Below are 25201 nucleotides of genomic sequence, written 5' to 3' on the forward strand. Positions count from 1 at the left end.
TTTCAAAATGGATATTCAATGGTGGCACTGGCTGGTTGCCGGTCTTGCGCTGCTGGTGATCGAACTGGCCGTGCCCGGCATGGTGGTGCTGTGGTTCGGCGTCGCCGCGATCGGCATCGGTCTGCTGCTGTGGGCCGTGCCCACGCTTTCGCTGACGCTGCAGCTCGCGTTGTGGGCGGCGCTGTCCTGCGTGCTGGTGTTCGCCTGGTTCCGCGTGTTCCGCGCCGACCAGCACCGCACGCACGCCGGCATGTCGGCCGGTGACGTGCTCGGCGAGGTCGGTCTGGTGGTGCACGAGATCACGCCTTTCGGCCGCGGCCAGGTGCGCTTCCAGAAGCCGCTGCTGGGCGCCGACGTGTGGGACTGCATCGCCGACGACACGTTGCCGGTCGGCGAGCGGGTGAAGGTACTGTCGGTCGAGGGCTCGTTGCTCAAGGTCGGACGCACGCACATCAACAAAAACTGAGGGAGATTGCCCATGAGTTCCGGACTGGTCGTCGTCATCGCACTGCTGATATTCGTCGCCGTCACGCTGGCCAAGGGCCTGCGCGTGGTGCCGCAGGGCGAGGAGTGGGTGGTACAGCGCATGGGCAAATACCTGCGCACGCTGCTGCCCGGCCTCAACATCATCATTCCCTACCTTGACGACGTCGCCTACAAGGTGGTGACCAAGGACATCATCCTCGACGTGCAGGAGCAGGAGGTGATCACCCGCGACAACGCGGTCATCCGCACCAATGCGGTCGCCTTCATCAAGGTGACCGACCCGGTCAAGGCGGTCTATGGCGTGACCGACTTTTCCGAGGCCATCCGCAACCTGATCATGACCACGCTGCGTTCCATCGTCGGCGAGATGGATCTCGACCAGGCGCTGTCCAGTCGCGACAAGATCAAGGTGCGGCTGCGCGAGAGCATCGCCGACGAGGCGATCGACTGGGGCCTGACCGTCAAGTCGGTCGAGATCCAGGACATCAACCCGTCCGACTCGATGCAGCGCGCGATGGAACAGCAGGCCAGCGCCGAGCGCGAGCGCAAGGCCATGGTGACGCGCTCCGAAGGGCAGAAGCAGTCGATGATTCTCGAAGCCGAGGCGCGGCTGGAGTCGGCCAAGCGTGACGCTGCCGCCCAGGTGACGCTGGCCGAGGCGAGCGCCGAATCGATCCGCCGCGTCACCGCATCGCTGGGCGAGCAGCAGCTGCCGATGATGTATCTGCTCGGCGAGAAGTACATCGCCGCGCTGAACAAGCTGGGCGAATCGCCGAACGCCAAGGTCGTCGTGCTGCCGGCCGACCTGCAGGACGCCGTCGCCGGCATCTTCGCGCGCGCCGGCGGCAAGGGCTGAGGCCCGGAGCCCGGCCCGCCGATCGGCCGATCCAGAACCTGCAGGAATCCTGACATGCCGGGCCCGCACGCGCGGGCCGGCACCTGATCGGCGAGAATCGGCCCGTAGGCGGCATTGCCCGCCCCCGCACCTGAGACAACACGAATGAGCGACATCGAACGCGAATCCATGGAATTCGACCTGCTGGTCGTCGGCGCCGGCCCGGCCGGGCTGGCGGCGGCGATCCGCGCGAAACAGCAGGCGTCACAGGCCGGCATCGAACTGTCGGTGTGCGTGATCGAGAAGGCGGCCGAAATCGGCGCCCACATCCTGTCCGGCGCGGTGATGGACCCGCGCGCGCTGACCGAGCTGCTGCCCGACTGGGCCTCGACCGGCGCGCCGCTCGATACGCCGGTCGCCGAAGACCGCATGCTCTTCCTGTCCGAAACCGGCGCGCGATCGCTGCCGCACGCGCTGCTGCCGCAGAGCTTCCACAACGACGGCAACTACATCGTGCGCCTGGGCCACGTCGTCAAGTGGCTGGGCGAACAGGCGGAAGCGCTGGGTGTCGATGTGTTCGCCGGCTTCACCGGCGCGCAGCTGCTGATCGAGGACGGCAAGGTGGCCGGCGTCATCACCGGCGACATGGGCCTCACGCGCGACGGCGAGCAGGGGCCGAACTTCCAGCCGGGCATGGCGCTGCGCGCGAAATACACGCTGTTCGCCGAAGGCTGCCGCGGTCATCTGGGCAAGGAGCTGGAACAGCGCTTCAATCTGCGCGACGGCGTCGACCCGCAGGCCTACGGCCTCGGCCTGAAGGAACTGTGGGAGGTGCCGGCAGCGCAGAGCCAGCCGGGCCTGGTGGTGCATACCGCCGGCTGGCCGGTGGATAACGCCACCTACGGCGGCGGTTTCATCTATCACCTGAAGGGCAATCTGGTCGCCATCGGCTACGTGGTCGGGCTCAACTACAGCAATCCGCACCTGTCGCCGTTCGAGGAATTCCAGCGCTACAAGACGCACCCGGTCATCCGCACCCACATCGAGGGCGGCCAGCGCCTGTCCTACGGCGCGCGGGCCATCACCGCCGGCGGCCTGCAGAGCCTGCCGAAACTGGTGTTCCCGGGCGGTGCGTTGATCGGCGACGACGCCGGCTTCCTCAACGCCGCACGCATCAAGGGCAGCCACGCCGCGATCAAGAGCGGCATGCTGGCCGCCGACGCCGCGGTCGAGGCCATCGCCGCCGGACGCGCGCAGGACGCGCTCGCCGCCTACCCGGAAAACTTCCGCATCAGCTGGCTGCGCGACGAGCTCTACCGCACGCGCAACTTCAAGCCCTATATGAAGAAAGGCCTGTGGCTGGGCGCCTTCCTGTACGGCGCCGAACAGCTGCTGTTCAAGGGCGCCGTGCCGTGGACGCTGCGCAACACCGCCGACCACACCTCACTGCAACCGGCCGCCAGCTGTACGCCGATCAACTACCCGAAGCCGGATGGCGTGCTCACCTTTGACCGCCTGTCCTCGGTTTTCCTGTCGAGCACCAACCACGAAGAGGACCAGCCCTGTCACCTGCGGCTCAAGGACGCGGCGGTGCCCATCACCGTCAACCTCGCCGCCTACGACGCACCGGAACAGCGCTACTGCCCGGCCGGCGTCTACGAAATCGTCCGCGAACAGACCGGTCCGAGGCTGCAGATCAACGCGCAGAACTGCGTGCACTGCAAGACCTGCGACATCAAGGACCCCACGCAGAACATCACCTGGGTCACGCCGCAGGGTGGGGAAGGGCCGATCTACAACGGCATGTAGGTCAGTTTCCTGTGGAAGCGGCCCTGGCCGCGACTGGGCCGGGACCCGGCGCTGTCACTCTGCTCACTGCCGCTGTCGGGGTCAGAAGACCCCTCCCACAGGAGCTGCGCACCCGGCCGGCGACCTGAGCCTGGGCTGCCCTCTGTGGGAGGGGTCTTCTGACCCCGACACGGCCTCTGCAATCCACCGGCTTCGATAGCCGCTGCAATCGCGAGCAAGCTCGCTTCCACAACCCTCTGCACCGGCCCCGCGCACACCTTGCCAATTTTTGGCAAAGCACCCACACTCATTCCATGGGCACGATGAACATTTCCCTCCCCGACACGCTGAAAGCCTTCGTCGATGAGCAGGTCACTCAGCGCGGCTACGGTACGAGCAGCGAGTACGTGCGAGAGCTGATCCGCAAGGATCAAGATCGCCTGCAACTGCGCAGCCTGCTGATTTCCGGCGCCGAGTCTCCTCCCGCAGCCGTGGCCGACGGCAACTACTTCGAAGGTCTGCGGGACAAGGTGCGCAAGGCCGCCGGAACGACACCCAAGGCGTGAAGCACAAGCCTGTCGTACCGCGCGAGCTGGCCAACAAGGATGTGGACGACGCTGTCGCCCATTACCTCGACGAAGCCACCAAGGCGGTGGCGCTGGGCTTCATCGATGCGCTGGAGCAGGCCTATGCCCACATCAGCCGCAATCCCGCCATCGGCTCACCGCGCTACGCGCACGAACTCGATCTCCCCGGCCTGAGGGTCTGGCCGCTGACGCGCTATCCCTACCTAGTGTTCTACCTGGAGCGTCATGACCACATCGACGTGTGGCGCGTGCTGCAACAGCAGCGCGACATACCGGCCTGGATGCAGGACCCCGACAGCATCTGAACGCACGCCGCCGCTGTCGGGGTCAGAAGACCCCTCCCACAGGGGCGGTGCACCCGACCGGCGACCTGATCCTGGGCTGCCCTTCTGTGGGAAAACTCCGGCCCCGGCCGCCAAGCAGGCGCACTTACTGTGGGAGCGGCCCTGGCCGCGACTGGGCCGGGACCCGGCGCCGCCATTCTGCTCACCGCCGCTGTCGGGGTCAGAAGACCCCTCCCACAGAACCCCGGCCCAGGCTCAGGTGGTGGATCCGGCGCGCTGCCCTTTGTGGGAGGGGTCTTCTGACCCCGACACGGCCGCAAAAACCTCACCATCACCAACCCGCCGTGCCGCCGTCCGCAAAACCCGCCACACCCCTCACTTCGCCGGAACGCAGGTCCCCTTGGTCACCTGCGAACTCAGCAGCCCCAGGGTTTCAGCCGGCGCACCGGCCTTCTTCGCCTGCCCGTAGTGATCGGCCCACTCCTGCCGCATCTGCGCTTCCGCCGACAGGCATTCGGCAAGGCTGCCGTAGACCAGATCGGTCTTGACCGGCGCGTTCATCACGATGACCACCAGCATCCATTTCATTCTTGTCCTCCCGGGGTTGATGTGACCTTGTGCTGCCTCTGAACGACGCCGTCCTGCGACGCACTAAACGCGACCTGCGGTTCAGCCGCGCACCGCCGCCTCGATCGCCGCGATGTCTATCTTGGTCATGCCCATCATCGCCTCGAACGCCCGCTTCGCCGTCGCCGGGTCGGGGTGGGCGATGGCGTTCATCAGCGCCACCGGCGTGATCTGCCACGACAGGCCCCAGCGGTCCCGGCACCAGCCGCAGGCGCTCTCCTGACCGCCGTTGCTGACGATGGCGTGCCACAGCCTATCGGTTTCCGCCTGATCCGCCGTCGCCACCTGGAACGAGAAGGCCTCGGTCTGCGGAAACGCCGGCCCGCCGTTCAGCCCGAGGCAGGGGATGCCCATCACCGTGAACTCCACCGTCAGCACATCGCCGGCCTTGCCGGACGGATAGTCAGCCGGCGCGCGATACACGTTGCCGACGAAGGAATCAGGAAAGGTGGCGGCGTAGAAGCGCGCCGCTTCTTCGGCGCCGCCGTTGAACCACAGACAGACGGTGTTCTTTGCTGGCGTGACCATGATGGTTCTCCTCGAAGGCGAAGATGCCGGACGGATCGAAGCGCTTCAGCGCGCCTCGCGGCTGCGCGACTGCCAGATATCGGCACTCCAGCTCGGCGCCGCTTCCTCGATGAGCTGAAGAAGATCAGCCGGCAGGTCGTCCGAACCGGTCAGCTGGCGCACTTCCAGAATGTCGTCCGTGCCGAGGCCGCAGGGCGCGCGCAGCGCCCAACCGATGGCTTCATCGAGAGACGCGACCTCGATGATGTAGAAGCCGCCGACAAGCTCCTTGGACTCCGCGAACGGACCATCGACGACGTAGCGTTTGCCGTCCGCAACAGCAATCCGCGCGCCTTGCGCCGCCGGATTCAGACCCTCTGACGCCACCAGCACGCCGGCGGTGTGCATCTCTTCGTTGAAGCGCATGTAGGCCTTGAACAGTTCGGCATCGAACTCCTCGGTCTGCTCGGCGCTCCGGTTCGCCGGATCGGACTGCGCCGTGATGATGAATCGCATCGCCTGTTCTCCATTCAGAGTGGGGTAGGGATGGGTACGACGAACGATGGGCTGTTGGATCGACACGGCGTTCGGACAGCAGCGTCGCGCAGACAAGAGGAAACGTCCTCGCACGGCCCAATTTCAAGACAAGAACACATACCTCAATTCGGGCTTGATTCGTGATCTTCAATGAACGCCCATGGGATTTCTCGCTTGAAAATTTCTATCGATTCCTCGATGACGATTAATGGCACATCTCTCTTGTACAGAGAAACCTCTCTGGATTTACGAGCATCGTCGCGAAATATCTCCAATGCCAACGCACCATCCAGATATATTTCGATGCCAATTCCGTCGCGATGGTGCACATCGCTCGCCACAACGAACGTGATCTTGGGGCTTTTATCCATCAGTTCGCATGGGCAATCGCGTCGTAAAACAGGGCGCTAATCGGAACAATCATTGCACTACCTCCACTAACTGAACTGGACCCTCGTATTCTCCAGTTAGTCGTTCTGCAAATTCGATAGCCTCTTCGATTGACTCACCCAGATGTGAAGATGTAAGAACAAAGTTCTGATCTGGAGAACCCGCAGAAATTGACGCATCGTCCACCATATTCTCGATCTCGCGGCAAGCCGGACCGACCACAGCGACGAACTTGACGCCGTCTTTCACAAGCTGCGCCGCAAGTTCAGTCATAGAAGCGGGTATGCCGTTCGGGCAATGCAATACGATCTTCTTCGAGAAGGACATTTACACCTCACGGAACTGAGAAGTGGGGACTGACCCCGCCAACAATTCCGAAGAGCCGCGGCGCGGAAGATCAATATGGCCGCCAGTCAGAGCGTACGGAAAGTCAGACGGAATTTTCTAATTGAGCTTGTTATGTGTGGATGAGGGATCGCGACGCACCACTAGAACGTAATACGGACGGAAGCCGACGATCGGGTCGCTTCGCCGTGGTACACCGCCTCGATGTTGTTGCCGTCGGGGTCGAGAACGAAGGCCGCGTAGTAACCGGGGTGATAGGGCCGCTCTCCCGGCGCGCCGTTGTCCTTGCCGCCACTCGCCAGCGCCGCCGCGTAGAACGCATCCACCATCGCCCGGTCCTGCGCCTGGAACGCCAGGTGACAGCGACCGGTGACCTTGCCTTGCGCCGCAACGCTCGTCGCCGTCGACACGAACAGCTCGTCCGCCCAGAAGTAGTCATCCGCCGAGCCGCCAATGGGAATGTTCAGGGCGCCGAAAACAGCCTCATAGAAGGCCTTGCTGGCGGCCAGATCGCTGACGACCAGCTGGATGTGGTCAACGAGGCGACCGCGATGCAGTTCTTGCGTTTCCAAGGTGGGCTCCGGGGTGTGGCGATGAACGATGAAATCTCGAGTTTTGAGCGGCGGTCGACTTCATTGACATGGAATGTCGAATATCAAACCGAGCTCTGTGAATGGGAAACGGGGTCTGTCCCCTATTGTTCTTTACCTACGCAGACTCTTTGAGGGGGTGGATTAAATGGCGGGTGTAGAAATATTTGCAGTGACAGGTCCTACCTTTGGATTCGAATCTAAGATGAACTTACGCAGGGCAGCGACTCTCCTCCGCAAATCGAGCACACTAAAGTCAGGATCAAAGTGTTCGGAAACATATTTCGCAACTTCGACCTTCGATGCCACCGTCTCCTTTCCCCTTGCTGACCTTATCCGCAGCAAATTGGCATACTTACCGATGTTGGTAATTTGGTCTGCCTTCGAGTGAATCGCAGCTATTGCACTTGTAACCTGGGAGGGCTGTAGGTAGTTTTCGATCTCCCGCCCTTCCGTTATCCATGCGTGACCTGGTCCCAAATCAAACTCTTCTTGGAGACGCCGTTTGGTTGCGTTTATGGGCGAGTGTGGCTTCTCGCGATCACTGTCAATAATCATTACTCCCCTCCGATTTAGGCGGCGAAGCGATATAAAATCATTGATCTCCGTACTGGTGGGTGCTTGTGTAAGATGCGCTGCCAAGCGACCGCCATAGAACATGACGCTATAGTGAATGCCTTCTACCAGATCAGCATCAACATTGCGGAGCCACCAATTTAGATAAATTCGATCAGAGGGTCCTTCTACCCAAATCACGCAGTTTGCTTGAAGAAGATCCGATGGGTGGTAGCCCAAGTCCTCGCAGACCGCTGAACGGTGTTCGCTACTGCTTGCGCGTTCAACAACAGAAGCTCCGTCTATTAGCTTTATGTGATAGACCTCGGCGCCAGGCGTGTCCATTAACGCCGCAGAGTGCGTGGTGATAAAGTACTGGTTTTGTGTATTTCGGGCAAGATAACGGAGTAATTTCTTCTGCAGAATTGGATTTAGATGCAGTTCAGGCTCTTCTATACAAACAACGTAATCCTGAAGAACAGTTGCAGCCGATGCCAAGATTATGACTTCGTGAATACCTGACCCTAGCGATTCAATAGGAAGTACCTTGCCATCCATATGCACTAAAATCGTGTCTCTCTCATAGGGAACCTCGATCGTTGCGTCTGGTCGATTTATAACGTCGCGCAAAAAATCTCTTATCCCGAGGAATCGTTGGCGACTGATTTGGTTATGGACATCAGGGTTTTGAAGTTTCGCAACTCGTTCGATTATCCCCGTGCCGTCGAATGCATCTGAAGTGCTGCCCTTTGAGCCGATCTGTCGAATGGCAGGAATCAGCTGTGTTTTAATGGGTGCCGAAGAAGCCGGCATTCTTTGAAGAACGTTTGGCTCCCAACTTCCTTTCCGGTCACCACCGCTCATTCCCGTTAGCATGACCCATGCTTGCTTTATCTCTTGATCCGACAGAGATTTCGCCGCTTGTGACCAAGACTCCTGTAGATCTTTGCGATCAGGTATTGTCAAGAGTGTCCAGCACAGATTGGTCTGATCAATTAGAGACTTCTCGTAGAATAGCTTTCCGAGTAAAGCCCCCAAAAGCGGCCTCTGATATATATTCGGCATGCTGGCAATTAGCCTGTGGTCTTCTTTCAGTCGAGGCTTTTCCGGGTTTGTACAGTCAAGTTCTTCACCGATTCCGAGAAGGGTTGGTGGCTGGTCCGGCAAATGCTTCGCCAGCAAGTCTATCTTTAACGGCTCTCTAGCAGTTACGTGCGAATAGATCTCGTGAAGGAAGCGCAAGACATTTGACTTCCCTGCATTATTTTGCCCGATAAAGATGTTCACCTTCGCAAAACGATCGAAGTATTGCGGTTGCTTGCCAAAACTTCGATAACCCGCAATTGCCAGATTTGGAATGAGAATGGTCATGGTTTAAATTCGCAACCTTGAGCTAGCATCAAGAAGCGAAATAGGGGTCAGGCCACGATTATATAACCCCGCAGAGATTCGAATTACGGAAAACGTGGTCTGCCCCCTATTTTGCTAAGGTTCGTCGGCCGCAGCGACGTCCGTGTGCAATGCGCGGTCAGGCCTTGATTGATTGGAGCCTATGCGGACTGCCGCCCTTTGCGATATTGCGGCCAAGCATCATGAAAAGGCCAGCTAAAACCATGGCATAAGTCGATGGCTCAGGGACAAGGCTTGATTGGCTGTAATTAATCCCAAGAGAACTGTTCAATCCATCTAGGCCATACTCGTTGCCTGCATCATCAATTATTGCGGCAGAATCGAAATAGAGTGAGCGATCAGCGAAAACCGCCGCACCCGAGCCGCTAATTTCAAGACTAGGCGCGGATATCATGTCATATCCGAATTTATCCCTGTATATTCCGACGTAGGCAGTCATCGACACTCCGTATGAGAATGGCAGCCCCTCAATGAACGGCACGTAAATCGTAATTTTGCCTTCAGGAAATTCATTGTAGTTTTCGGCTGCACATGTTCCGCACGTGGCTTTGACGTGCTTGTACTCCAGAGAAATGCCTTGCCTATTCGTCAGGTCTCGATCAATAAATGAGGATTCGTAGTTGAGGTATAGGCCTGTTGTGAAATCTTCGGCATAGGCCCTGTAAGGGGTTGGTGTACTGGGGTCTCCATCATCGGCAGCCGGCAGAAATACAATAGTTCTGGCAGAATCACTAAAGGTGTGCGGGACTGCAAAACTGATCTTTAAGCGGAAATTTCTTGAGCCTCCTTGTGAATAAGTCAATGAATCTCCAAAGTATGCTCCACTCAAGACTGTTGCACCAAAGAATGACGGCGATGACCCGACCACACCGGGGTCAGCCTTAATGGCTGCGCTGGCTTTTAGTACTCCAGGGGAGGCTGAGGCCCAAGCTGACGTAGTGAATTCATTGCCGATCTCAACTTGTGATTGATCTGGTGAAGTTAGGGTTGGCCTCGGTTCCCCTGAAACAACGGACGCTGTGTCATACAACCTTGAGTTTTCAAACATTGGTATAACTTGAGGGCTCCATGGAAGCTGTGTGGAGTACGCGGACTCTGCATATATTTCAAGGTCTCCCGCCAAAGCCTCTGTTGAGGTAATTAATAAAACAAAGGATATTGAAAATATTCTCTGAAAAATGCGTGCATTTGTGGCATTTTGAGTGGTCATGACTGCTCCTTTACAGAGGTCGGCGGGTTATTTAAACGCAACATTAAACACCTTGATATTCCTTGCTCCTACTCTCTCATGCTTGCGCTATAGGCGACAGTTTCGTCGTATAAGACGGAATCCGTCCGGATAAGCAGATAAACCGGACGCCGATTTCTCAGGCGATTCAACGCTCTTCATTCGCTCGTCGATTCATACGGGTACGAACGGCAGCACGAAACTGGACATCCCCTCGCCGCTATTCGATCCATGCCATCTTCACGCAACTATACCGTGCGCATGTCCGGACGACATATCGGCCGTTTTCCCAACTACACCGTTTGAAACGCCCTGTCTCCCACCCGCTGGCGCATCATCACCCCCTGTTCCCCGTCACCGGACACAAGGCATGAAAACGCGCATCACCGAACTTCTGGGCATCCGCTACCCCATCGTGCAGGGCGGGATGATGTGGGTGGGGCGGGCGGAGCTGGCTTCGGCGGTATCGAATGCCGGTGGGCTGGGCATTCTGACGGCGCTGACGCAGCCGACGCCGGAGGCGCTAGTGGCGGAGATCGCGCGCTGTCGCGACATGACGGACCAGCCTTTCGGCGTGAATCTGACCATCCTGCCGGCGATCAAGCCGCCGCCTTACGAAGCCTATCTCGACGCGATGCTCGATGCGGGCATCCGCATCATCGAAACGGCGGGCAACAATCCGGAGGCTTTCATCGCCAAGGCCAAGGCGCGCGGCGCGACGATCATCCACAAGTGCGTGGCGGTGCGGCATGCGCTGTCGGCGCAGAAGAAGGGCGTGGATATCGTGAGCATCGACGGCTTCGAATGCGCCGGGCATCCGGGTGAGGACGATGTGCCGGGCCTGGTGCTGATTCCGATCGCGGCGCAGGCGCTGGACATTCCGGTCATCGCGTCGGGCGGCATCGGCGACGGCCGCGGCATGGCGGCGGCGCTGGCGCTGGGCGCCGAGGGCGTCAATATGGGCACGCGCTTCTGCGTGACGAAGGAGGCGCCCATCCACGACAGCATCAAGCAGGCGCTGGTGAATGCGAGCGAGCGCGACACGCGGCTCATCCTGCGCAGCCTGCACAACACGGCGCGGGTGTTCCGCAACGCGGTGTCGGACGCGGTGGTCGAGGCGGAAAGCCGCGGCTGCACCTTCGACGACATCCGCCCGCTGGTCAGCGGCGCGCGCGGTGCGGCGGCGCTGGCGCAGGGCGAGGTCGATGGTGGTGTGATCACCGCCGGTCAGGTGATCGGGCTGATCCGCGACGTGCCGAGCTGCGCCGAACTGATCGCGCGCATGGTCGATGAATGCCGCGCTGCGCTGAAGGGCGCGGCCGAGAAGGCGAGCTGAGTCAGCGCCGGTCGGCGCAGAGCAGGCCGTCCTCCAGCCAGCGCGCGAGCCAGCTGCCGATCAGGGCCTGCGCGTCGTCCGACTCGATCGTTTCGCAGGCGGCGGCGAAGGGCATCCCGCTTTGCATGGCGGCGAGCATGCCGGCCTCTGCCGCGTCGACGGATCGGAAATGCGGCTGCACACCTTTGCGCCAGACCAGTACCGTCATCGGCTGCGCCAGATCGACGACGGCTGGCGGCGTGTCGCCGCGGTCCATCGCGTGCCACAGGTCCAGCGTGTTGCGCTGCATGCGCAGCATCTGCGCGGTCGGGTGCAGGCGGAATACGACGGTCGCCCAGTCCTCTTCGCTGAAGGTCGCGATTGCCATACCGTCGAGCGGCTGCGCGTCGGCGCCGTCGAAGGCGTCGCGCAATGCCCAGTCGAGGCGGGCCAGTTCGGCCACTTCCGGGTCTGCCGGCCAGGCGCTCTGCAGCGCGTCGGCAAGGCCGTCGCCGTAGGGGCGCAGGCTGAACTGCGTCGGCGGGTGCGCCTCGATGTAGCGCAGTCCGGCCTGCTCGAAAGCCTCGTCGCCGAGCCAGGCCCAGGTTTTGTCGAAACTGTCCTTCAACGTGTCGAGCAGGCGCACGCGGTAGGCGTTCAGGTAGATGTGAGCGCGTGCGGCCGGCGCAAGGCCATCGGCCGCGGCCAGCGTGTCGACGAAGCCGTTGGGCTCGCCGTGCAGATAGCGCATGAACTGCCGCTGCAGTCCGGCCAGCGTACTCATGCGGCCACCTGCTCGAAGGTCTGCGCGCGGGTGGCGATGCGGCGGGCGCGGGCGAGTTCGTTCAGCAGCTCGTGCAGGTCGGGGATGTTGTCGTCGCGCTCTATCATCGTCGCGACCTCGCCGAACATGCCGCAGGCGATGTCATAAAGCGCCCACACCTCTTCGCACACCGGCTGATCGTGCGTATCGACCAGATGGTCGTCGTGCGTCGAGTGGCCGGCCAGATGGATCTGCTGCACGCGCGCGGCGGGCAGCCCGGCGAGATAGCTCACCGGGTCGAAGCCGTGATTGACACTGCTGACATAGACGTTGTTCACGTCGAGCAGCAGCAGGCAGTCGGCTTCGTCGGCGACGGTGCGGATGAAATCCCACTCCGTCATGTCGGACAGCGCGTAGCCGAGATAGCTGGACACGTTTTCCAGCACCAGCCGGCGGCCGAGTTCGTGCTGCACCTCGCCGATGCGGCTCACCAGCAGGCGCACCGCCTCTTCGGTATAGGGCAGCGGCAGCAGGTCGAGCGCGTTGTGGCCGCCGACGCCGGTCCAGCAGAAGTGGTCGGATATCCACAGCGGATCGACGCGGTCTGCCAGCGCTTTCAGCTTCTTCAGGTAGTCGCGGTCGAGCGCGTCGGTCGAGCCGATCGACAGCGCCACGCCGTGCATGGCCATCGGGTAGTCGGCGCGCAGGCGATCGAGCATGGCCATCGGCTTGCCGCCGGCGACCATGAAGTTTTCGGAAATGATTTCCAGCCAGTCCAGCGGCGCGCGCGTTTCCAGCAGCGCCGTGTAGTGGGCGGGACGCAGGCCCAGACCGAAGCCGGGCGAGGGGGTGGTGAGTGTGGTCATCGGCAGTGCGCGGCCCGGCCCAGGCGGGCCCGGGCCGCGTGTCGGCGCGAAAGTGTTACTTGGCGGCCAGATCGCCGATGGTGCCGCCCTGGCCCAGGCATTCCTTGGCGGTGGTGGCCTTGAAGCCGTGACCCTTGCAGGCGTTCTGACCCTTGCAGCTGTGTTCGGCGGTTGCGCAGTCGCTGTTGCCCTTGCAGGCATGCAGACCGTAGCAATGCACCTTGTCGCCAGCGGCGACAGCGGCGCCCTTGCTGCCGGCCGGCATGTCGGCGGCGAACACGGCACCCGACAGGGCGAAGGCGGCGGCAGCGGCGGCGATCGAGGCGCCGAAATGGGACTTGGACATGAATGTTCTCCTGAAGATGGTGTGCGGGCAGGGCGGGGCGGTGCCCCGCCACCTGTTTCGCGAGAACAGCCGCCGGTGTCCGGATCACTGCGCACTACGCTCTCCCGCCACTAGACCCGGGTGGCCTGCGCTTCCTTACTTCGACGGAGAAACTTTTTCTGGCGACGCCCAGGGCAGCTGCTGCTTCTGCGCTTCGTCGTGCCAGCGCTCTTCCTCTTCGTGGATGTAGCGCTGCGTGGTGCGGGCGTCGGTGTGGCGGGCGTCCTTCTGCACGTAGCGCTCGTTCATGCCGCTGTCGAGCTTGGCGGTGATGCCGGTGTGCCGGCCCCAGTGGGCGGAGGCGGCGCGCAGCTTCTCGCGCTTGTGCTCCGAGATTTCCGGCAGCAGTTCGGCGGCGGCGTAGAAGATCTTCTTCAGGATCTGGTTCAGCCGGCGCGCGGTGATCGGGCTGCGGTCCTTGATCGACACCAGCAGCGGCGTCAGGTCGGTGCGCTTGGGCATGGCGCTCAGGCCGAGGTGTTTGCGGTAGCGCACCAGCGCGTGGACCATGTCATCGGCCACCGGCACCTTGGCCTGCTTGCCACCCTTGCCGACCACATGCCACCACCAGCGGCCGCGCTCTTCGCGGAAGCTGTTCATGCGGTGCGATTCCAGCTCGCCGGCGCGCGGCGCCAGCATGTAGAGCAGGGCGGCGATGAAGCGGGCGCGCTCGTATTCGTCGCGCTCGCCGTCGGTGTCGCGCGGCATCGCCTCGATGGCCTGGGTGACTGCCTGCCACATTTCGGCGTCGAGGAAGCGCTCGACCTTCTGCATTTCCTCGGTCTGCGCGATCACGTGCGCCGGGCCGTTCTTTTCCAGCGACAGCTTGCGCCGCCGCTGGCGGATCAGCCCCAGCGGGTTGCCGGCGAGGTAGCCGGCGTCGACCAGATAGCTCATCAGCGAGTTGATGGCGGCGATCGCGGTGAGCACCGCCGATTCCGACAACGGCCCGACGAATGGCCGCCACTCGGCGCGCACGCGCTGCACCTTGGGGCCGCACCACAGCGCGGCCGGCTGCGGGTCGGCGAGAAAGTGCAGATAGCCTTCGAAGTCCTGCCGGTTCAGGCTGGACAGCGGCCGGCCGCACTCGATCAGCGACCACAGCAGCAGCCGCTCGCATTCGCGCTGGTAGATGCGGTGAGTGCCGGGCGAGCGGTCGTACTCGACGAGGAAGCAGCGGATCGCCTCGATGTCGGTCTGCGCGCCGATCTGCAGCCGCGCGCGGTCGGCGCGGTTCACGCCGTCGTGGCCGTCGAGCGCTTCCGGCACGGTTATCTCGTCGAGCGGACGCAGGGGAATCGGGAGTGCGGCGGTCGTCATGGAGGGCGATCTTACCTGCCGACGGGAACCTCGCGACAGCATCGCCGGTCAGGTCGGCGTCAGCAAATGCTGCGATGCTTGCGCGCCTGATGCGCCGCCCGCGCGGTCGGCCCGGCGGCGGCAAACAATGTATCCTTCGGCCGGTTTCAGCCAGCCACAGCCCGGCAGCCTCCATGAATCCACTCGCAACGATAGTGCTGTTGCCCCTCGTGGCCGGCACGCTGCTCTGTTTTGCCTTCGGTCGCGACAACTCGCCCGCGCGTCGTCTGCTGACCGCGCTGGTCGCCGGCGCCGTCACGCTGACCGCGCTCGGCATGCTGCTGTCGCTGGCGCCTCAGGTGTTCGCCGGCCAGACGCTGGTTGCGCACACCGACTGGGTGCCCTCGCTCGGCCTGTCGATAGGCTGGCGGCTCGACGGCCTGGCGCTGATGTTCGCGCTGCTGATCACCGGCATCGGTTCGCTGATCGTGCTGTACGCGCACTTCTACCTCGCCGATTCAGACCCCGCCGGCAAGTTCTACACCCTGCTCATGCTGTTCATGGCGGCGATGCTGGGCATCGTCATGTCGGACAACATCATGCTGCTGGTCGTGTTCTGGGAGCTCACCAGCGTTTCGTCCTTCCTGCTGGTCGGCTACTGGAGCCACAAGGAAGAGGCGAGGGCCGGTGCGCGGATGGCGCTGGCGGTGACCGGCGGCGGCGGTCTGGTGATGCTGGCCGGCTTCGTGTTGCTCGGCCAGATCGCCGGCAGTTACGAACTGAGCGACATCCTGCTCAGTGGCGACGTGATCAAGGCCGACCCGCTGTACCCGGTCATGCTGGTGCTGATACTGGTCGGCTGCTTCACCAAGAGCGCGCAAGTGCCTTTCCATTTCTGGCTGCCGGAGGCGATGGCCGCACCGACGCCGGTGTCCGCCTACCTGCATTCGGCCACCATGGTCAAGGCCGGCATCTTCCTGCTGGCGCGTCTCTACCCGGCGGTCGGCGGCACCGAGCTGTTCGAGGGCATCGTCGCCAGCTTCGGTCTGGCCACGGTGGCCTTCGCCGCCTGGGTGGCCATCTTCAAGCACGACCTGAAAGGCCTGCTGGCGTATTCGACGGTGAGCCACCTCGGCTTCATCACCTTCCTGATCGGCCTGAATTCGCCGCTGTCGGCGGTGGCGGCGGTGTTCCACATCCTCAACCACGCCACCTTCAAGGCGGCGCTGTTCATGAGCGCGGGCATCGTCGACCACGAGTGCGGCACGCGCGACATGCGCCGGCTGGGCGGGCTGCTCCGGCTGATGCCGTGGACCGCCACCTTCGCCATGACGGCAGCGGCGGCGATGGCTGGCATTCCGCTGTTCAACGGTTTCCTGTCGAAGGAAATGTTCTTCCACGAGGCGGTCGAGGCGACGATGTTCTGGGGCGCGGCGGTGCCGGTGGTCGCCACCTTCGCCGGCGTCTGCTCGATGGCCTACTCGCTGCGCCTGGTGCATGACACCTTCTTCAACGGCTCGCCCAAGGATCTGCCGGCCGACGCGCACCCGCACGATCCGCCGTTCGGCATGCTGGCGCCGGTGGCGCTGCTGGCGGTGCTGTGCGTCGTGGTGGGCGTGATTCCGGCACTCACCTACGGCCCGCTGGTCGAGGTGGCGGCGCGCGCGCTGCTCGGTGGCGACACGCCGGACTATCACCTCGCGATCTGGCACGGCTTCAACCTGCCGCTGCTGATGAGCGGCATCGCGGTGGTGGTCGGCGCCGCGCTGTACGTCGCGCTGCAGCGCGTGTTCCGGCTGCACGGCTACACGCCGCGGGCCATCTCCGGCAAGGCCACCTTCACCTGCCTGATCGATGGTCTGTTCGGCTTTGCCGGTCGTCTCACGGCACGCTTCGAGAACGGTTCGCTGCAGCGTTCGCTGGCGCTGATGGTGGCCTTCGCCATCGTGCTGGCGGCCGCACCGTTCTGGGCGGCCGACACGCTGCCCGGCACCGGCCCGCGCGAACTGATGCCGGCCTCGCCGCTGGCGCTCGCCGTGTGGGTGCTGCTGCTGGCGAGCGCGACCATGCTGGTGCTGACCCACCACAACCGCTTCCAGGCGCTGGTGCTGACCGGCGTCGTCGGTCTGGTCACCGCCTTCACCTTCGTCGGCCTGTCAGCGCCCGACCTCGCGCTGACCCAGCTGTCGGTCGAAGTGGTGTCGACGGTGCTGCTGCTGATGGGTCTGGCCCTGCTGCCGCAGCGCACGCCCTTCGAGTCGGGCACGCTGCGCCGCGGCCGCGACGCGCTGCTCGCCGTGTTCGCCGGCGGCGGCGTGGCCGGTCTGACCTGGCTGATGCTTACGCGCACGCACGACTCGATCTCGTGGTTCTTCCTCGACAAGTCGCTGAGCGAGGGCGGCGGCACCAATGTGGTGAACGTCATCCTGGTCGACTTCCGCGGCTACGACACCTTCGGCGAAATCACCGTGCTCGGCATCGCCGGCATCGGCGTGCTGGCGCTGCTCGACGGCTTCCGCACACGCCGGCCCGACGCCGACCCGGACGGCCGTCGCTGGGCCTTCGAGGAACAGCCGCTGCTGTTGCGCGTCGCCGCGCGCGTGGTGCTGCCGCTGGCGCTGCTGGTGTCGGCCTACATTTTCTGGCGCGGCCACAACGTGCCGGGCGGCGGTTTCATCGCCGGGCTGATCACCGCCGTCGCGCTGGTGATGCAGTACATGGCGCTCGGTCAGGCGCGCGCCGAGGCGCTGCTGCACGGCGCTGCCGGCCGTCGTTTCTCGCGCTGGATCGGCACCGGCCTGGCGATCGCCGGACTGACCGGCATCGGCGCCTTCTGGTTCGGTCGCCCCTTCCTGACCAGCGCGCACGGTCACCCGGCGCTGCCGCTGCTGGGCGAACTGCCGCTGGCCAGTGCGGCGGCTTTCGATCTCGGGGTCTACATCACCGTCGTCGGCGCCACCATGCTGACGCTGTCGGTACTGGGTGCGGCGAGCAAGGAGCAGCACGGATGAGTCTTTTCGCGAACATCAGCATGGAGTTCCTGGTGGCCAGCGGCATCGGCTGGGTCACCGCCTGCGGCGTCTACCTGATGCTGCGCGGGCGCAGCTTCCCGGTCGTGCTGGGCCTGACGTTGCTCGGTTACGCGGTGAATATTTTCATCTTCGTCATGGGTCGTCTGTGGAGCGCGGCGCCGCCGATCCTGGGGCAGGGCGACGTACAGGCCGACCCGCTGCCGCAGGCGCTGGTGCTCACCGCCATCGTGATCGGCTTCGCCACCACCGGCTTCGTGATCGAACTGGCGCTGCGCAGCCGTGCCGAATCGGGCACCGACCACGTCGACGGCCGGGAGCCCGGAGCATGAACATGAGTTTCGCCGATGTGATGATGCAGCTGTTCCGCCAGCACCTCGCGGTGCTGCCGGTACTGCTGCCCAGTTTCACCGCCATGCTGATGCTGCTGATCGGCGACCGCGATTCATTGCCGCGGCTGCGTCGCATCGCGCTGGTGTCGGTGGCGCTCGGACTGATGTTCGCGCTCAAGCTGGCGATGGAAGCGGACGACGGCGTGCTGCGCGTGTACCGCGTCGGCGACTGGCCGGCGCCCTTCGGCATCGTGCTGGTGATCGACCGGCTGTCGGCGCTGATGCTGGTGCTGACGCAGGCGGTGGCGCTGCCGGTGCTGTTCTACGCCAGCGGCGGCTGGGACAGCCACGGCCGGCATTTCCACGCGCTGTTCCAGTTCCAGCTGATGGGCCTGAACGGCGCCTTCGTGACCGGCGACCTGTTCAATCTGTTCGTGTTCTTCGAGGTGCTGCTGATCGCCTCCTACGTGCTGCTGCTGCACGGCCAGGGACGCGAGCGCTTCCGCGTCGGCGTGCAGTACGTGGCGATCAATCTGGCGGCCTCCGCGTTGTTCCTGATCGGCGTGTCGCTGATCTACGCCACTGTCGGCACGCTGAACATGGCCGACCTCGCGCAGCGCGTGCCGCTGGTGAGCGGTGACGACGCGGTGGTGCTGAAGGCGGCGGCGCTCATCCTGCTCGTCGTGTTCGGCGTCAAGGCGGCCATCCTGCCGCTGCACCTGTGGCTGCCCTCGACCTATGCCGCGGCCAGCGCACCGGTCGCTGCACTGTTCGCGGTGATGACCAAGGTCGGCGTCTACAGCATCCTGCGCGTGCATGGCGTCATCTTCGGCGCCGACGCCGGCGCGTCGGCACTGACGGTCGAGCCCTGGCTGCTGCCGCTGGCGCTGGGTACCAGCGTGCTGGCTGTGTTCGGCATGCTGGCCGCGCACACGCTGCCGCGCATGGTGGCCTACATGACGGTCGCCTCGGTCGGCACGATACTGGCCGCGCTGGGTCTGTTCAGCGAGGCCGCCTGGTCGGCGGCGCTGTACTACATGGCGCACAGCACGCTCATCATCGCGGCGCTTTTCCTGCTGGTCGAACTGGTGTCGGCACAACGGGGCGATGCCGCTGACCGGCTCGAAGCAGGACCCGCGGTGGCGCAGCCGGCGCTGCTCGGTCTGCTGATGCTGCTCGCCGCTGCATCGGCCGCCGGTCTGCCGCCGCTGCCGGGCTTCATCGGCAAGCTGATGGTGCTGCAGGCGTCGAGCGGACACGAGGCGCAGACCTGGGTGTGGACCGTGGTGCTGCTGGTCGGCTTCCTGACGCTGATCGGTCTGGCGCGCGCCGGCAGCGTGCTGTTCTGGAGCGTGCGCGCTGAAACGAACGACAGCGGCACCGCGGCCGGCGCCAGCCCGCGGCTGGTGCTCGCCACCGTGTCGCTGATCGGCGCCGGCGTGCTGATGAGCGTGCTCGCCGCACCGCTGAAGCGCTACACCGATGCCGCGGCGGTGCAGCTGGTCGATCGCCGCGCCTATCAGGAAGCGGTACTTGGGGCCGCCGGCGCGCAGACCACGCAACCCTATGTGTTTCCGCGTCCGGCAAGCGAAGGAGCTCACTGATGGCGACCACTGAAGCCGCCCACGGCAAGCGCTGGTTCGGGCACCCGATCATGTCGGCCATGGTGGCCGCCGGCTGGCTCACGCTGCAGCAGGCCATCGACCCGGGCAACGTGCTGACCGCCATCGTGCTCGGGCTGGTGATTCCGCGGCTGGTCAGCGGCTTCATCGGGCCCGGCGTCACACTGAAGTCCGCCGCAACCGTGCTGCGGCTGGTCGGGATCGTCGTGTGGGACATCATCATGTCCAACATCACGGTCGCCAGGCTGGCACTGAGTCCGACTCGGGTGCCGCAGCCGGCCTGGGTGCCGGTGCCGCTGGACATTCAGCATCCGAATGGCGTGGCGTTGTTCGCCTCCATCATCACGATGACGCCGGGCACCGTGTCCTGCATCATCGACGAGCGTCGGCGCGAAATCCTCGTTCATGCGCTCGACTGCGACGATCCGGTGGCCGCCGCGCGCGACATGAAGGCGCGCTACGAAGCACCGCTGCGGGAGATTTTCGAATGATAGATATGGCCCTGGACATCACCGTCGGCGCCATCGTGATCGCCATGCTGATCTGCGGCTGGCGGGTGCTGCGCGGTCCGGAAGTGGTCGATCGCATCCTGGCGCTCGACACCCTCTATGTAAACGTTGTCGCACTGGTCATCGTGCTGGGCATGCGTCAGCACACTGATCTGCTGTTCGAAGCCGCGCTCATCGTCGCCATGCTCGGCTTCGTCGGCACCGTCGGCCTGTCGCGCTACCTGACGCGCGGCGACGTGATCGAGTAAGGAGGAGCGATGGACAACCTGCATCCCGTGGTCGAAATCATCGTCGTCGCCATGCTGCTGATCGGCGCCTTCTTCGCGCTGGTCGGCGCCGTCGGCATGCTGCGCTTCAAGGACTTCTTCCAGCGCCTGCACGCGCCAACCAAGGCGACCACGCTGGGCGTCGGCGGCGTGCTGATCGCCAGCATGATCTACAGCGCCGCCAACGGCCGCTTCGGCACCCACGAATTGCTGATCACGCTCTTCCTGTTCGTCACCGCGCCGGTGTCGGCCAACCTGATGGCCAAGGCAGCGCTGCACCTCAAGCTGCCGTCGAAGGCGGGGCATCCGCAGAAGAAGGACTGAGCGTTGGAGCGGAGGTTCTGTAGGGGGGGCTTCTGACCCTGACAGCGGCCGGTATCGAAGCTTGCGGCGTGCATCGGCCCTGTCGCGGCCAAGGCCGCTCCCACAAGGACGGGCGCCCGACTCGCGGCCGTAGCCTGGGCCGGGGTTTTGTGGGAGGGGTCTTCTGACCCCGACAGCGGCCCTCATCAGCCGCGTCGCGGCCAAGGCCGCTCCCACAACAAGCAATCCCGAGCGGCCGCTGAAGCGGTATCTCAGTGGCTGGCGAACATCAGCCCCGCATGCTCGCGCATGGCGTGGAACTTGATCTTTTCCCACTTCTCTTCGGCCACCTTGAGCTCGGCGCGCATGGTGGCGAGGAAGGCGGGCGCGTTCACGGCGTCGTAGGCGATGCGGTGGGCGTTGGCGTCGATGAAGCGCTTCAGTTCGCGCTCGTCGTCGCAGGTGACCCAGCGCGCCATGGTGTAACGCGTGCCTTCGAGACGGGCGTCGCAGCCGTACTCGGTCTTCAGGCGGTGAATCACCACTTCGAACTGCAGCTGGCCGACCGCGCCCAGCAGCAGCGTGCCGCCCGCCAGCGGACGGAATACCTGGATGGCACCCTCTTCACCCAGTTGCTCAAGACCTGCGCGCAACTGTTTGGTTTTCAATGGATCTTTAACCTCGACGCCCTGGAACAATTCAGGCGCGAAGAAGGGCAGGCCGGTGAATTGCAGGGTTTCGCCCTCGGTCAGCGTGTCGCCCAACTGCAGCGTGCCGTGGTTGGGAATGCCGATGATGTCGCCGGCGTAGGCCTCTTCCAGCAGCTCGCGCCGCTGCGACAGGAAGGTGACCACGTTGTTGGGCCGGATGTCCTTGCCGTTGCGGCTCACCTTCATGCGCATGCCGCGCTCGAAGTGGCCTGAGCAGACGCGCAGGAAGGCCACGCGGTCGCGGTGCGACGGGTCCATGTTCGCCTGGATCTTGAACACCACGCCGGAGAACTTCTCTTCGGTCGGCTCGACCCGGCGCTGTATCGCAGGGCGACCGCCCGGTGGCGGGGCGAGGTCGACCAGCGCGTCCAGCACTTCCTTGACGCCGAAGTTGTTGATCGCCGAACCGAAGAACACCGGCGTCTGCCGGCCGGCGAGGAATTCGGCTTCGTCGAAGGGCGGTGCGGCGTCGCGCACGAGGTCGATCTCGGCGTGCGCGGTTTCGAACTGCATCGGATAGCGGCCTGCGATTTCCGGATTGTCCAGGCCGAGCAGCACTTCCTCGTCGCCGGAAATGCGGTCCTCGCCGGCGCGGAACACGCGCATGCGGTCTTCGCGCAGTTCATAGACGCCGGCGAAATCCTTGCCCATGCCGAGCGGCCAGGTGAAGGGCGCGACGTCCATGCCCAGCGTGCGTTCGAGTTCGTCGATCAGGTCGAGCGGCGCGCGCACTTCGCGGTCCATCTTGTTGATGAAGGTGATGATGGGCGTGTTGCGCGCGCGGCAGACTTCGAGCAGGCGCAGCGTCTGCGCTTCGACACCGTTGGCGGCGTCGATCACCATCAGCGCGGCGTCGACCGCGGTCAGCACGCGGTAGGTGTCTTCCGAGAAGTCCTTGTGGCCCGGCGTGTCGAGCAGGTTCACGACGCAGTCGCGGTACTCCATCTGCATCACCGAGCTGGCGACCGAAATGCCGCGCTGCTTTTCGATTTCCATCCAGTCCGAGGTGGCGTGACGGGCGGCCTTGCGCGCCTTCACGCTGCCGGCGATCTGGATCGCGCCTGCGAACAGCAGCAGCTTTTCGGTCAGCGTGGTCTTGCCCGCGTCCGGGTGGGAAATGATGGCAAAGGTGCGCCGGCGGGCGACTTCTTTTTCAAGCGACATGAGCGTTCTTCAGCAAATGAAAACGGCCGCGCGAGGCGCGGCCGCGGAAACAGGATGACGTGTCAGTGCAGGTGAGCGGGCGGCTGGTCCGACGATTCGGGCAGTTCGGCATGCACCGGCTGGCCGTCCGGATCCGGGTACATCGGCGCGCCGCAGTCGTCGCAGAACTCCATCGGCATGCGATGGTCGAGCACCAGCGTGTCGGTCAGACCGCATTCGCGCAGCACGCCTTCGATCTCGCCAACGGTGTCGGTCTCTTCGTCCTCGGCACCGAGCAGCGCCCACACGACGCCATGCACGACATCGCTGGAGTCGGTGGTGGTGAAGGCGACGCGGTACTCCTCGAGCTGCTTGTCGTAGAAGGGCGCGATGATGGCGCGCAGGCCGCTCGCCGGCACCGCCAGTGTCTGTTCGAGGAAGGCGACCGAGGCGCGCAGCGAATAGGCGCGCGATGCGCGGTCTGCTTCGCGGCAGGCCGAGTGGTAGGCGTTGGGCGGCAGCAGTTCGAAGGCACAGCCCTGCATCAGCGTGCCGATGACCGCACCGCCCTGGGCCTGCCATTGCTTCACCACGTGTTCGCGCTGGCCGTCGTCTTCCTGCCAGCGGAACAGCGCCTGACCGCGCGGCACGATGGCGATGCCGATCAGGTAGCGGGTGTCGGACAGGAAGGTGGTGGTCTGCGCCATCGCATCCGCTTCCAGCTTCAGATCATTCCCGGCGAGCACCGCTTCACCCAGGTCGTCCGCCAGATCGCGCGTCTCGACGTAGCCGCGCGGCAACTGGTCGGGGCTGAACAGATAGTCGGCCAGCGCCACCTTGGTGTGGGCGCCGAAGGCGTGCGCACACAGCTGCACCTTGAGGCTGGCCAGCAGCGTAGCGGCAATCGGCCCGGCCGGAATGGAGAAACGCGACCAGGCGAGCAGGGGGGCGGCGAACACGACGGCGTCCCAGTCCTTGTTGGCGTCGCCCGGCAGACCGCACTCGCTGCCCGCTTCGATGAAATCGGCCAGTTCGTCGTAGGCCGGCGCGTCCTCGCGCCACAGGTGGTCGAGTGCCGCGTTCAGCGCGTCTTCGTTGCGGTCGGCCAGCAGCCGGCTCACCTGTTCGGTCAGCCGCACTTCCCAGTAGCGGTCTTCGATGCGGCTGGCCGACAGCGCCAGGCCGGTGGCCAGCCGGGTGAGCAGGGCGGCGTCCTGGGTAAGGCCGCCGCGGCGGGCGAATCGGGTGCGTTTCATGTAAGGGTCCGGTAACTGAGGCGCGATTCTACCAAGGGCCGGCGTGGGCGCCGCGGATATCAGCCGCCAAACAGCAGGCGCTCGGCGCCCGCGAGGTCGTACTCGACCCCGGCTTCGGCCAGCGAGTAGCCACTCAGCCCGTCGCCGCGCGCACGCCAGTCCGGCTGTTGCAGCAGCGTGGACAGCGAGTGCACCGTGTCGCGCGAGGTCGGCGCGTCGCGCATCGCCAGGAAGTACATCTCTTCGAACAGCGGGATGAAGTCCAGACCGAGGCGATGGGCGAAGGCTTCCAGCCCGAGGCCGGCGTCGGCTTCGTCGCTGGCGATCAGCGCCGCCACCGCGGCGTGCGTGTGCTCTTCGTCGCCCTCGTTCAGCGCGCGCGTATCCAGCCCGGCGCGGCGCGCCAGCAGGTCGAACGCGAGCCGCGTGCCGGCGCCTGGCTGGCGGTGCACGAAGCGCAGGTCGGTGCGCGACAGGTCGGCCAGGCCGCTCACTTTCTTCGGATTGCCGCGCGCCAGGATGAGGCCCTGCCGCCGACGCGCGAAGCCGATCAGGCGCAGCCGTGGCAGGCCGTGCTGCGCGCGGTAAAGCGCCCAGATGTCGCGCCCCAGTTCGCCGACCGGGCAGTGGAAGCCGGCGATTTCGCAGCGGCGGGCAGCCAGCGCGAGCAGCGATTCGAGGCTGCCGTGCGTGCTCAGCGTGACCGCGGCGGCGTCGGACCGCTCGCTGCGCAACTGACGGATCAGGTCGTTCAGCAGCGGTTCGTGGCTGGCGGCAAAACGCAGTGCGGCACCACCGTGCTCGGCCGGCTGCAGCGACAGCGCGCGCATCGGCTGGCTGGCGCCGTCGAGCGCGCGCGCCAGCGACTGCCGGGCGCCGCGGTCGACCTCCAGCAACTGGCGGGCGAAGGCCTCCAGCGTCGAACCATGCGCGCGCGCGGTGGCGATCAAGGGCTGGCCGAACCAGGCCTGCCAGGCGTTGATCAGCCCCCAGGCGTTGCGATACGACAGACCGGTTGCGCGCGCCGCACCGGCGATCGAACCGCTGGTTTCGATGGCGGCCAGCAGTGCCAGCAGCCGGTCGATGCCGACCGGCGCGTCAGGACCGAAATCCCACTCGACGCGCAGGCGCGGACTGCTTTGTGCAAACTCGGACATATAGGACACAACACATCAGTGCGATAGCTTCCCGCATCTTATGTGTTTTCCGATGCCGATTGATGCCATTCCTTGTG

27 protein-coding genes are annotated in these 25201 nt (G+C 64.2%); 12 read left to right on the forward strand and 15 right to left on the reverse strand.

Annotated features, from left to right (window positions below; translation table 11 throughout):
• Window positions 1-7: 7 nt before the first annotated feature.
• From METFAM1_RS0103820 to METFAM1_RS0103840, 5 genes are all read left to right on the forward strand, one after another.
• The gene (locus METFAM1_RS0103820) at window positions 8-466 is read left to right on the forward strand and encodes an NfeD family protein (protein WP_019918240.1); all 459 of its coding nucleotides are present in this window, start codon (window positions 8-10) and stop codon (window positions 464-466) included.
• A gap of 12 nt (window positions 467-478) precedes the next feature.
• Window positions 479-1342, forward strand: coding sequence for an SPFH domain-containing protein (locus tag METFAM1_RS0103825; RefSeq protein WP_019918241.1), 864 nt, complete (start codon window positions 479-481; stop codon window positions 1340-1342).
• Window positions 1343-1486: 144 nt separating this feature from the next.
• Entirely contained in the window at window positions 1487-3130 is a 1644-nt protein-coding gene (locus METFAM1_RS0103830; protein ID WP_019918242.1) for an electron transfer flavoprotein-ubiquinone oxidoreductase, read from the forward strand.
• 293 nt (window positions 3131-3423) lie between these two features.
• Window positions 3424-3675, forward strand: coding sequence for a type II toxin-antitoxin system ParD family antitoxin (locus METFAM1_RS0103835; RefSeq protein WP_019918243.1), 252 nt, complete (start codon window positions 3424-3426; stop codon window positions 3673-3675).
• Window positions 3672-4001 carry a type II toxin-antitoxin system RelE/ParE family toxin gene (locus METFAM1_RS0103840; RefSeq protein WP_019918244.1) on the forward strand — a complete coding sequence of 110 codons (330 nt, stop codon included), beginning with the start codon at window positions 3672-3674 and terminating at the stop codon, window positions 3999-4001. The genes METFAM1_RS0103835 and METFAM1_RS0103840 overlap by 4 nt, the downstream gene beginning before the upstream one ends.
• Before the next feature lie 354 nt (window positions 4002-4355).
• Here the strand turns inward: METFAM1_RS0103840 and METFAM1_RS0103845 are convergent, their stop codons facing one another.
• The 8 genes from METFAM1_RS0103845 to METFAM1_RS20760 form a co-directional block, all read right to left on the reverse strand.
• On the reverse strand, window positions 4356-4568 hold the full coding sequence (locus tag METFAM1_RS0103845) for a hypothetical protein (protein WP_019918245.1): 213 nt from the start codon (window positions 4566-4568) through the stop codon (window positions 4356-4358).
• A gap of 81 nt (window positions 4569-4649) precedes the next feature.
• Complete coding sequence (locus METFAM1_RS0103850; protein WP_019918247.1) at window positions 4650-5135, reverse strand: VOC family protein; 486 nt, start codon at window positions 5133-5135, stop codon at window positions 4650-4652.
• Window positions 5136-5180: 45 nt separating this feature from the next.
• Window positions 5181-5630: a YciI family protein gene (locus tag METFAM1_RS0103855; protein ID WP_019918248.1), complete on the reverse strand. Its 450-nt coding sequence runs from the start codon at window positions 5628-5630 to the stop codon at window positions 5181-5183.
• A gap of 143 nt (window positions 5631-5773) precedes the next feature.
• Window positions 5774-6022, reverse strand: coding sequence for a hypothetical protein (locus METFAM1_RS20500; protein WP_081627189.1), 249 nt, complete (start codon window positions 6020-6022; stop codon window positions 5774-5776).
• A gap of 49 nt (window positions 6023-6071) precedes the next feature.
• Window positions 6072-6368 carry a DUF7684 family protein gene (locus tag METFAM1_RS20755; RefSeq protein ID WP_157256661.1) on the reverse strand — a complete coding sequence of 99 codons (297 nt, stop codon included), beginning with the start codon at window positions 6366-6368 and terminating at the stop codon, window positions 6072-6074.
• Between the two features lie 161 nt (window positions 6369-6529).
• Window positions 6530-6958, reverse strand: coding sequence for a VOC family protein (locus METFAM1_RS0103860; RefSeq protein WP_019918249.1), 429 nt, complete (start codon window positions 6956-6958; stop codon window positions 6530-6532).
• Window positions 6959-7120: 162 nt separating this feature from the next.
• A complete protein-coding gene (locus METFAM1_RS20505; RefSeq protein WP_081627190.1) occupies window positions 7121-8902 on the reverse strand; it encodes an AAA family ATPase in 1782 nt (593 codons plus the stop codon).
• Between the two features lie 157 nt (window positions 8903-9059).
• Window positions 9060-10151 carry a PEP-CTERM sorting domain-containing protein gene (locus METFAM1_RS20760; RefSeq protein ID WP_157256662.1) on the reverse strand — a complete coding sequence of 364 codons (1092 nt, stop codon included), beginning with the start codon at window positions 10149-10151 and terminating at the stop codon, window positions 9060-9062.
• 388 nt (window positions 10152-10539) lie between these two features.
• Between METFAM1_RS20760 and METFAM1_RS0103870 the strand changes: the two genes are divergently transcribed.
• The gene (locus METFAM1_RS0103870; protein ID WP_019918251.1) at window positions 10540-11505 is read left to right on the forward strand and encodes an NAD(P)H-dependent flavin oxidoreductase; all 966 of its coding nucleotides are present in this window, start codon (window positions 10540-10542) and stop codon (window positions 11503-11505) included.
• A 1-nt stretch (window position 11506) separates the two neighbouring features.
• Here the strand turns inward: METFAM1_RS0103870 and METFAM1_RS0103875 are convergent, their stop codons facing one another.
• The 4 genes from METFAM1_RS0103875 to METFAM1_RS0103890 form a co-directional block, all read right to left on the reverse strand.
• Complete coding sequence (locus METFAM1_RS0103875; protein WP_019918252.1) at window positions 11507-12268, reverse strand: HvfC/BufC N-terminal domain-containing protein; 762 nt, start codon at window positions 12266-12268, stop codon at window positions 11507-11509.
• Complete coding sequence (gene bufB / locus METFAM1_RS0103880) at window positions 12265-13113, reverse strand: MNIO family bufferin maturase (protein WP_019918253.1); 849 nt, start codon at window positions 13111-13113, stop codon at window positions 12265-12267. The genes METFAM1_RS0103875 and bufB overlap by 4 nt, the downstream gene beginning before the upstream one ends.
• A gap of 55 nt (window positions 13114-13168) precedes the next feature.
• The gene (gene bufA2 / locus METFAM1_RS0103885; protein WP_019918254.1) at window positions 13169-13459 is read right to left on the reverse strand and encodes a BufA2 family periplasmic bufferin-type metallophore; all 291 of its coding nucleotides are present in this window, start codon (window positions 13457-13459) and stop codon (window positions 13169-13171) included.
• A gap of 135 nt (window positions 13460-13594) precedes the next feature.
• The gene (locus METFAM1_RS0103890; protein ID WP_019918255.1) at window positions 13595-14818 is read right to left on the reverse strand and encodes a tyrosine-type recombinase/integrase; all 1224 of its coding nucleotides are present in this window, start codon (window positions 14816-14818) and stop codon (window positions 13595-13597) included.
• 173 nt (window positions 14819-14991) lie between these two features.
• On the opposite strand from METFAM1_RS0103890, the gene METFAM1_RS0103895 reads away from it, so the two are divergent.
• Genes METFAM1_RS0103895 through METFAM1_RS0103920 form a run of 6 tightly spaced genes read left to right on the forward strand, consistent with a single transcriptional unit; the run spans window position 14992 to window position 20879 of the window.
• Complete coding sequence (locus METFAM1_RS0103895) at window positions 14992-17808, forward strand: monovalent cation/H+ antiporter subunit A (RefSeq protein ID WP_024300437.1); 2817 nt, start codon at window positions 14992-14994, stop codon at window positions 17806-17808.
• Window positions 17805-18158, forward strand: a complete 354-nt coding sequence (locus METFAM1_RS0103900; RefSeq protein WP_019918257.1) for a Na+/H+ antiporter subunit C — start codon at window positions 17805-17807, stop codon at window positions 18156-18158. The genes METFAM1_RS0103895 and METFAM1_RS0103900 overlap by 4 nt, the downstream gene beginning before the upstream one ends.
• Window positions 18155-19762, forward strand: coding sequence for a monovalent cation/H+ antiporter subunit D (locus METFAM1_RS0103905; protein WP_019918258.1), 1608 nt, complete (start codon window positions 18155-18157; stop codon window positions 19760-19762). The genes METFAM1_RS0103900 and METFAM1_RS0103905 overlap by 4 nt, the downstream gene beginning before the upstream one ends.
• Window positions 19762-20271: a Na+/H+ antiporter subunit E gene (locus METFAM1_RS0103910; RefSeq protein ID WP_019918259.1), complete on the forward strand. Its 510-nt coding sequence runs from the start codon at window positions 19762-19764 to the stop codon at window positions 20269-20271. The genes METFAM1_RS0103905 and METFAM1_RS0103910 overlap by 1 nt, the downstream gene beginning before the upstream one ends.
• Complete coding sequence (locus tag METFAM1_RS0103915) at window positions 20268-20537, forward strand: K+/H+ antiporter subunit F (protein ID WP_024300439.1); 270 nt, start codon at window positions 20268-20270, stop codon at window positions 20535-20537. Before METFAM1_RS0103910 ends, METFAM1_RS0103915 begins: the two co-directional genes overlap by 4 nt.
• A gap of 9 nt (window positions 20538-20546) precedes the next feature.
• Window positions 20547-20879, forward strand: a complete 333-nt coding sequence (locus tag METFAM1_RS0103920; protein ID WP_019918261.1) for a Na+/H+ antiporter subunit G — start codon at window positions 20547-20549, stop codon at window positions 20877-20879.
• A 251-nt stretch (window positions 20880-21130) separates the two neighbouring features.
• Here METFAM1_RS0103920 and METFAM1_RS0103925 read toward each other — a convergent pair whose 3' ends face one another.
• The 3 genes from METFAM1_RS0103925 to METFAM1_RS0103935 form a co-directional block, all read right to left on the reverse strand.
• Complete coding sequence (locus METFAM1_RS0103925; protein ID WP_019918262.1) at window positions 21131-22732, reverse strand: peptide chain release factor 3; 1602 nt, start codon at window positions 22730-22732, stop codon at window positions 21131-21133.
• A gap of 62 nt (window positions 22733-22794) precedes the next feature.
• Window positions 22795-23967 carry a DUF2863 family protein gene (locus tag METFAM1_RS0103930; protein ID WP_019918263.1) on the reverse strand — a complete coding sequence of 391 codons (1173 nt, stop codon included), beginning with the start codon at window positions 23965-23967 and terminating at the stop codon, window positions 22795-22797.
• A gap of 59 nt (window positions 23968-24026) precedes the next feature.
• A complete protein-coding gene (locus METFAM1_RS0103935; RefSeq protein WP_019918264.1) occupies window positions 24027-25124 on the reverse strand; it encodes a substrate-binding domain-containing protein in 1098 nt (365 codons plus the stop codon).
• Between the last annotated feature and the right edge of the window lie 77 nt (window positions 25125-25201).

Origin of the sequence: Methyloversatilis discipulorum (genome assembly GCF_000527135.1) — a bacterium.
Taxonomy (GTDB): Bacteria; Pseudomonadota; Gammaproteobacteria; order Burkholderiales; family Rhodocyclaceae; genus Methyloversatilis; species Methyloversatilis discipulorum.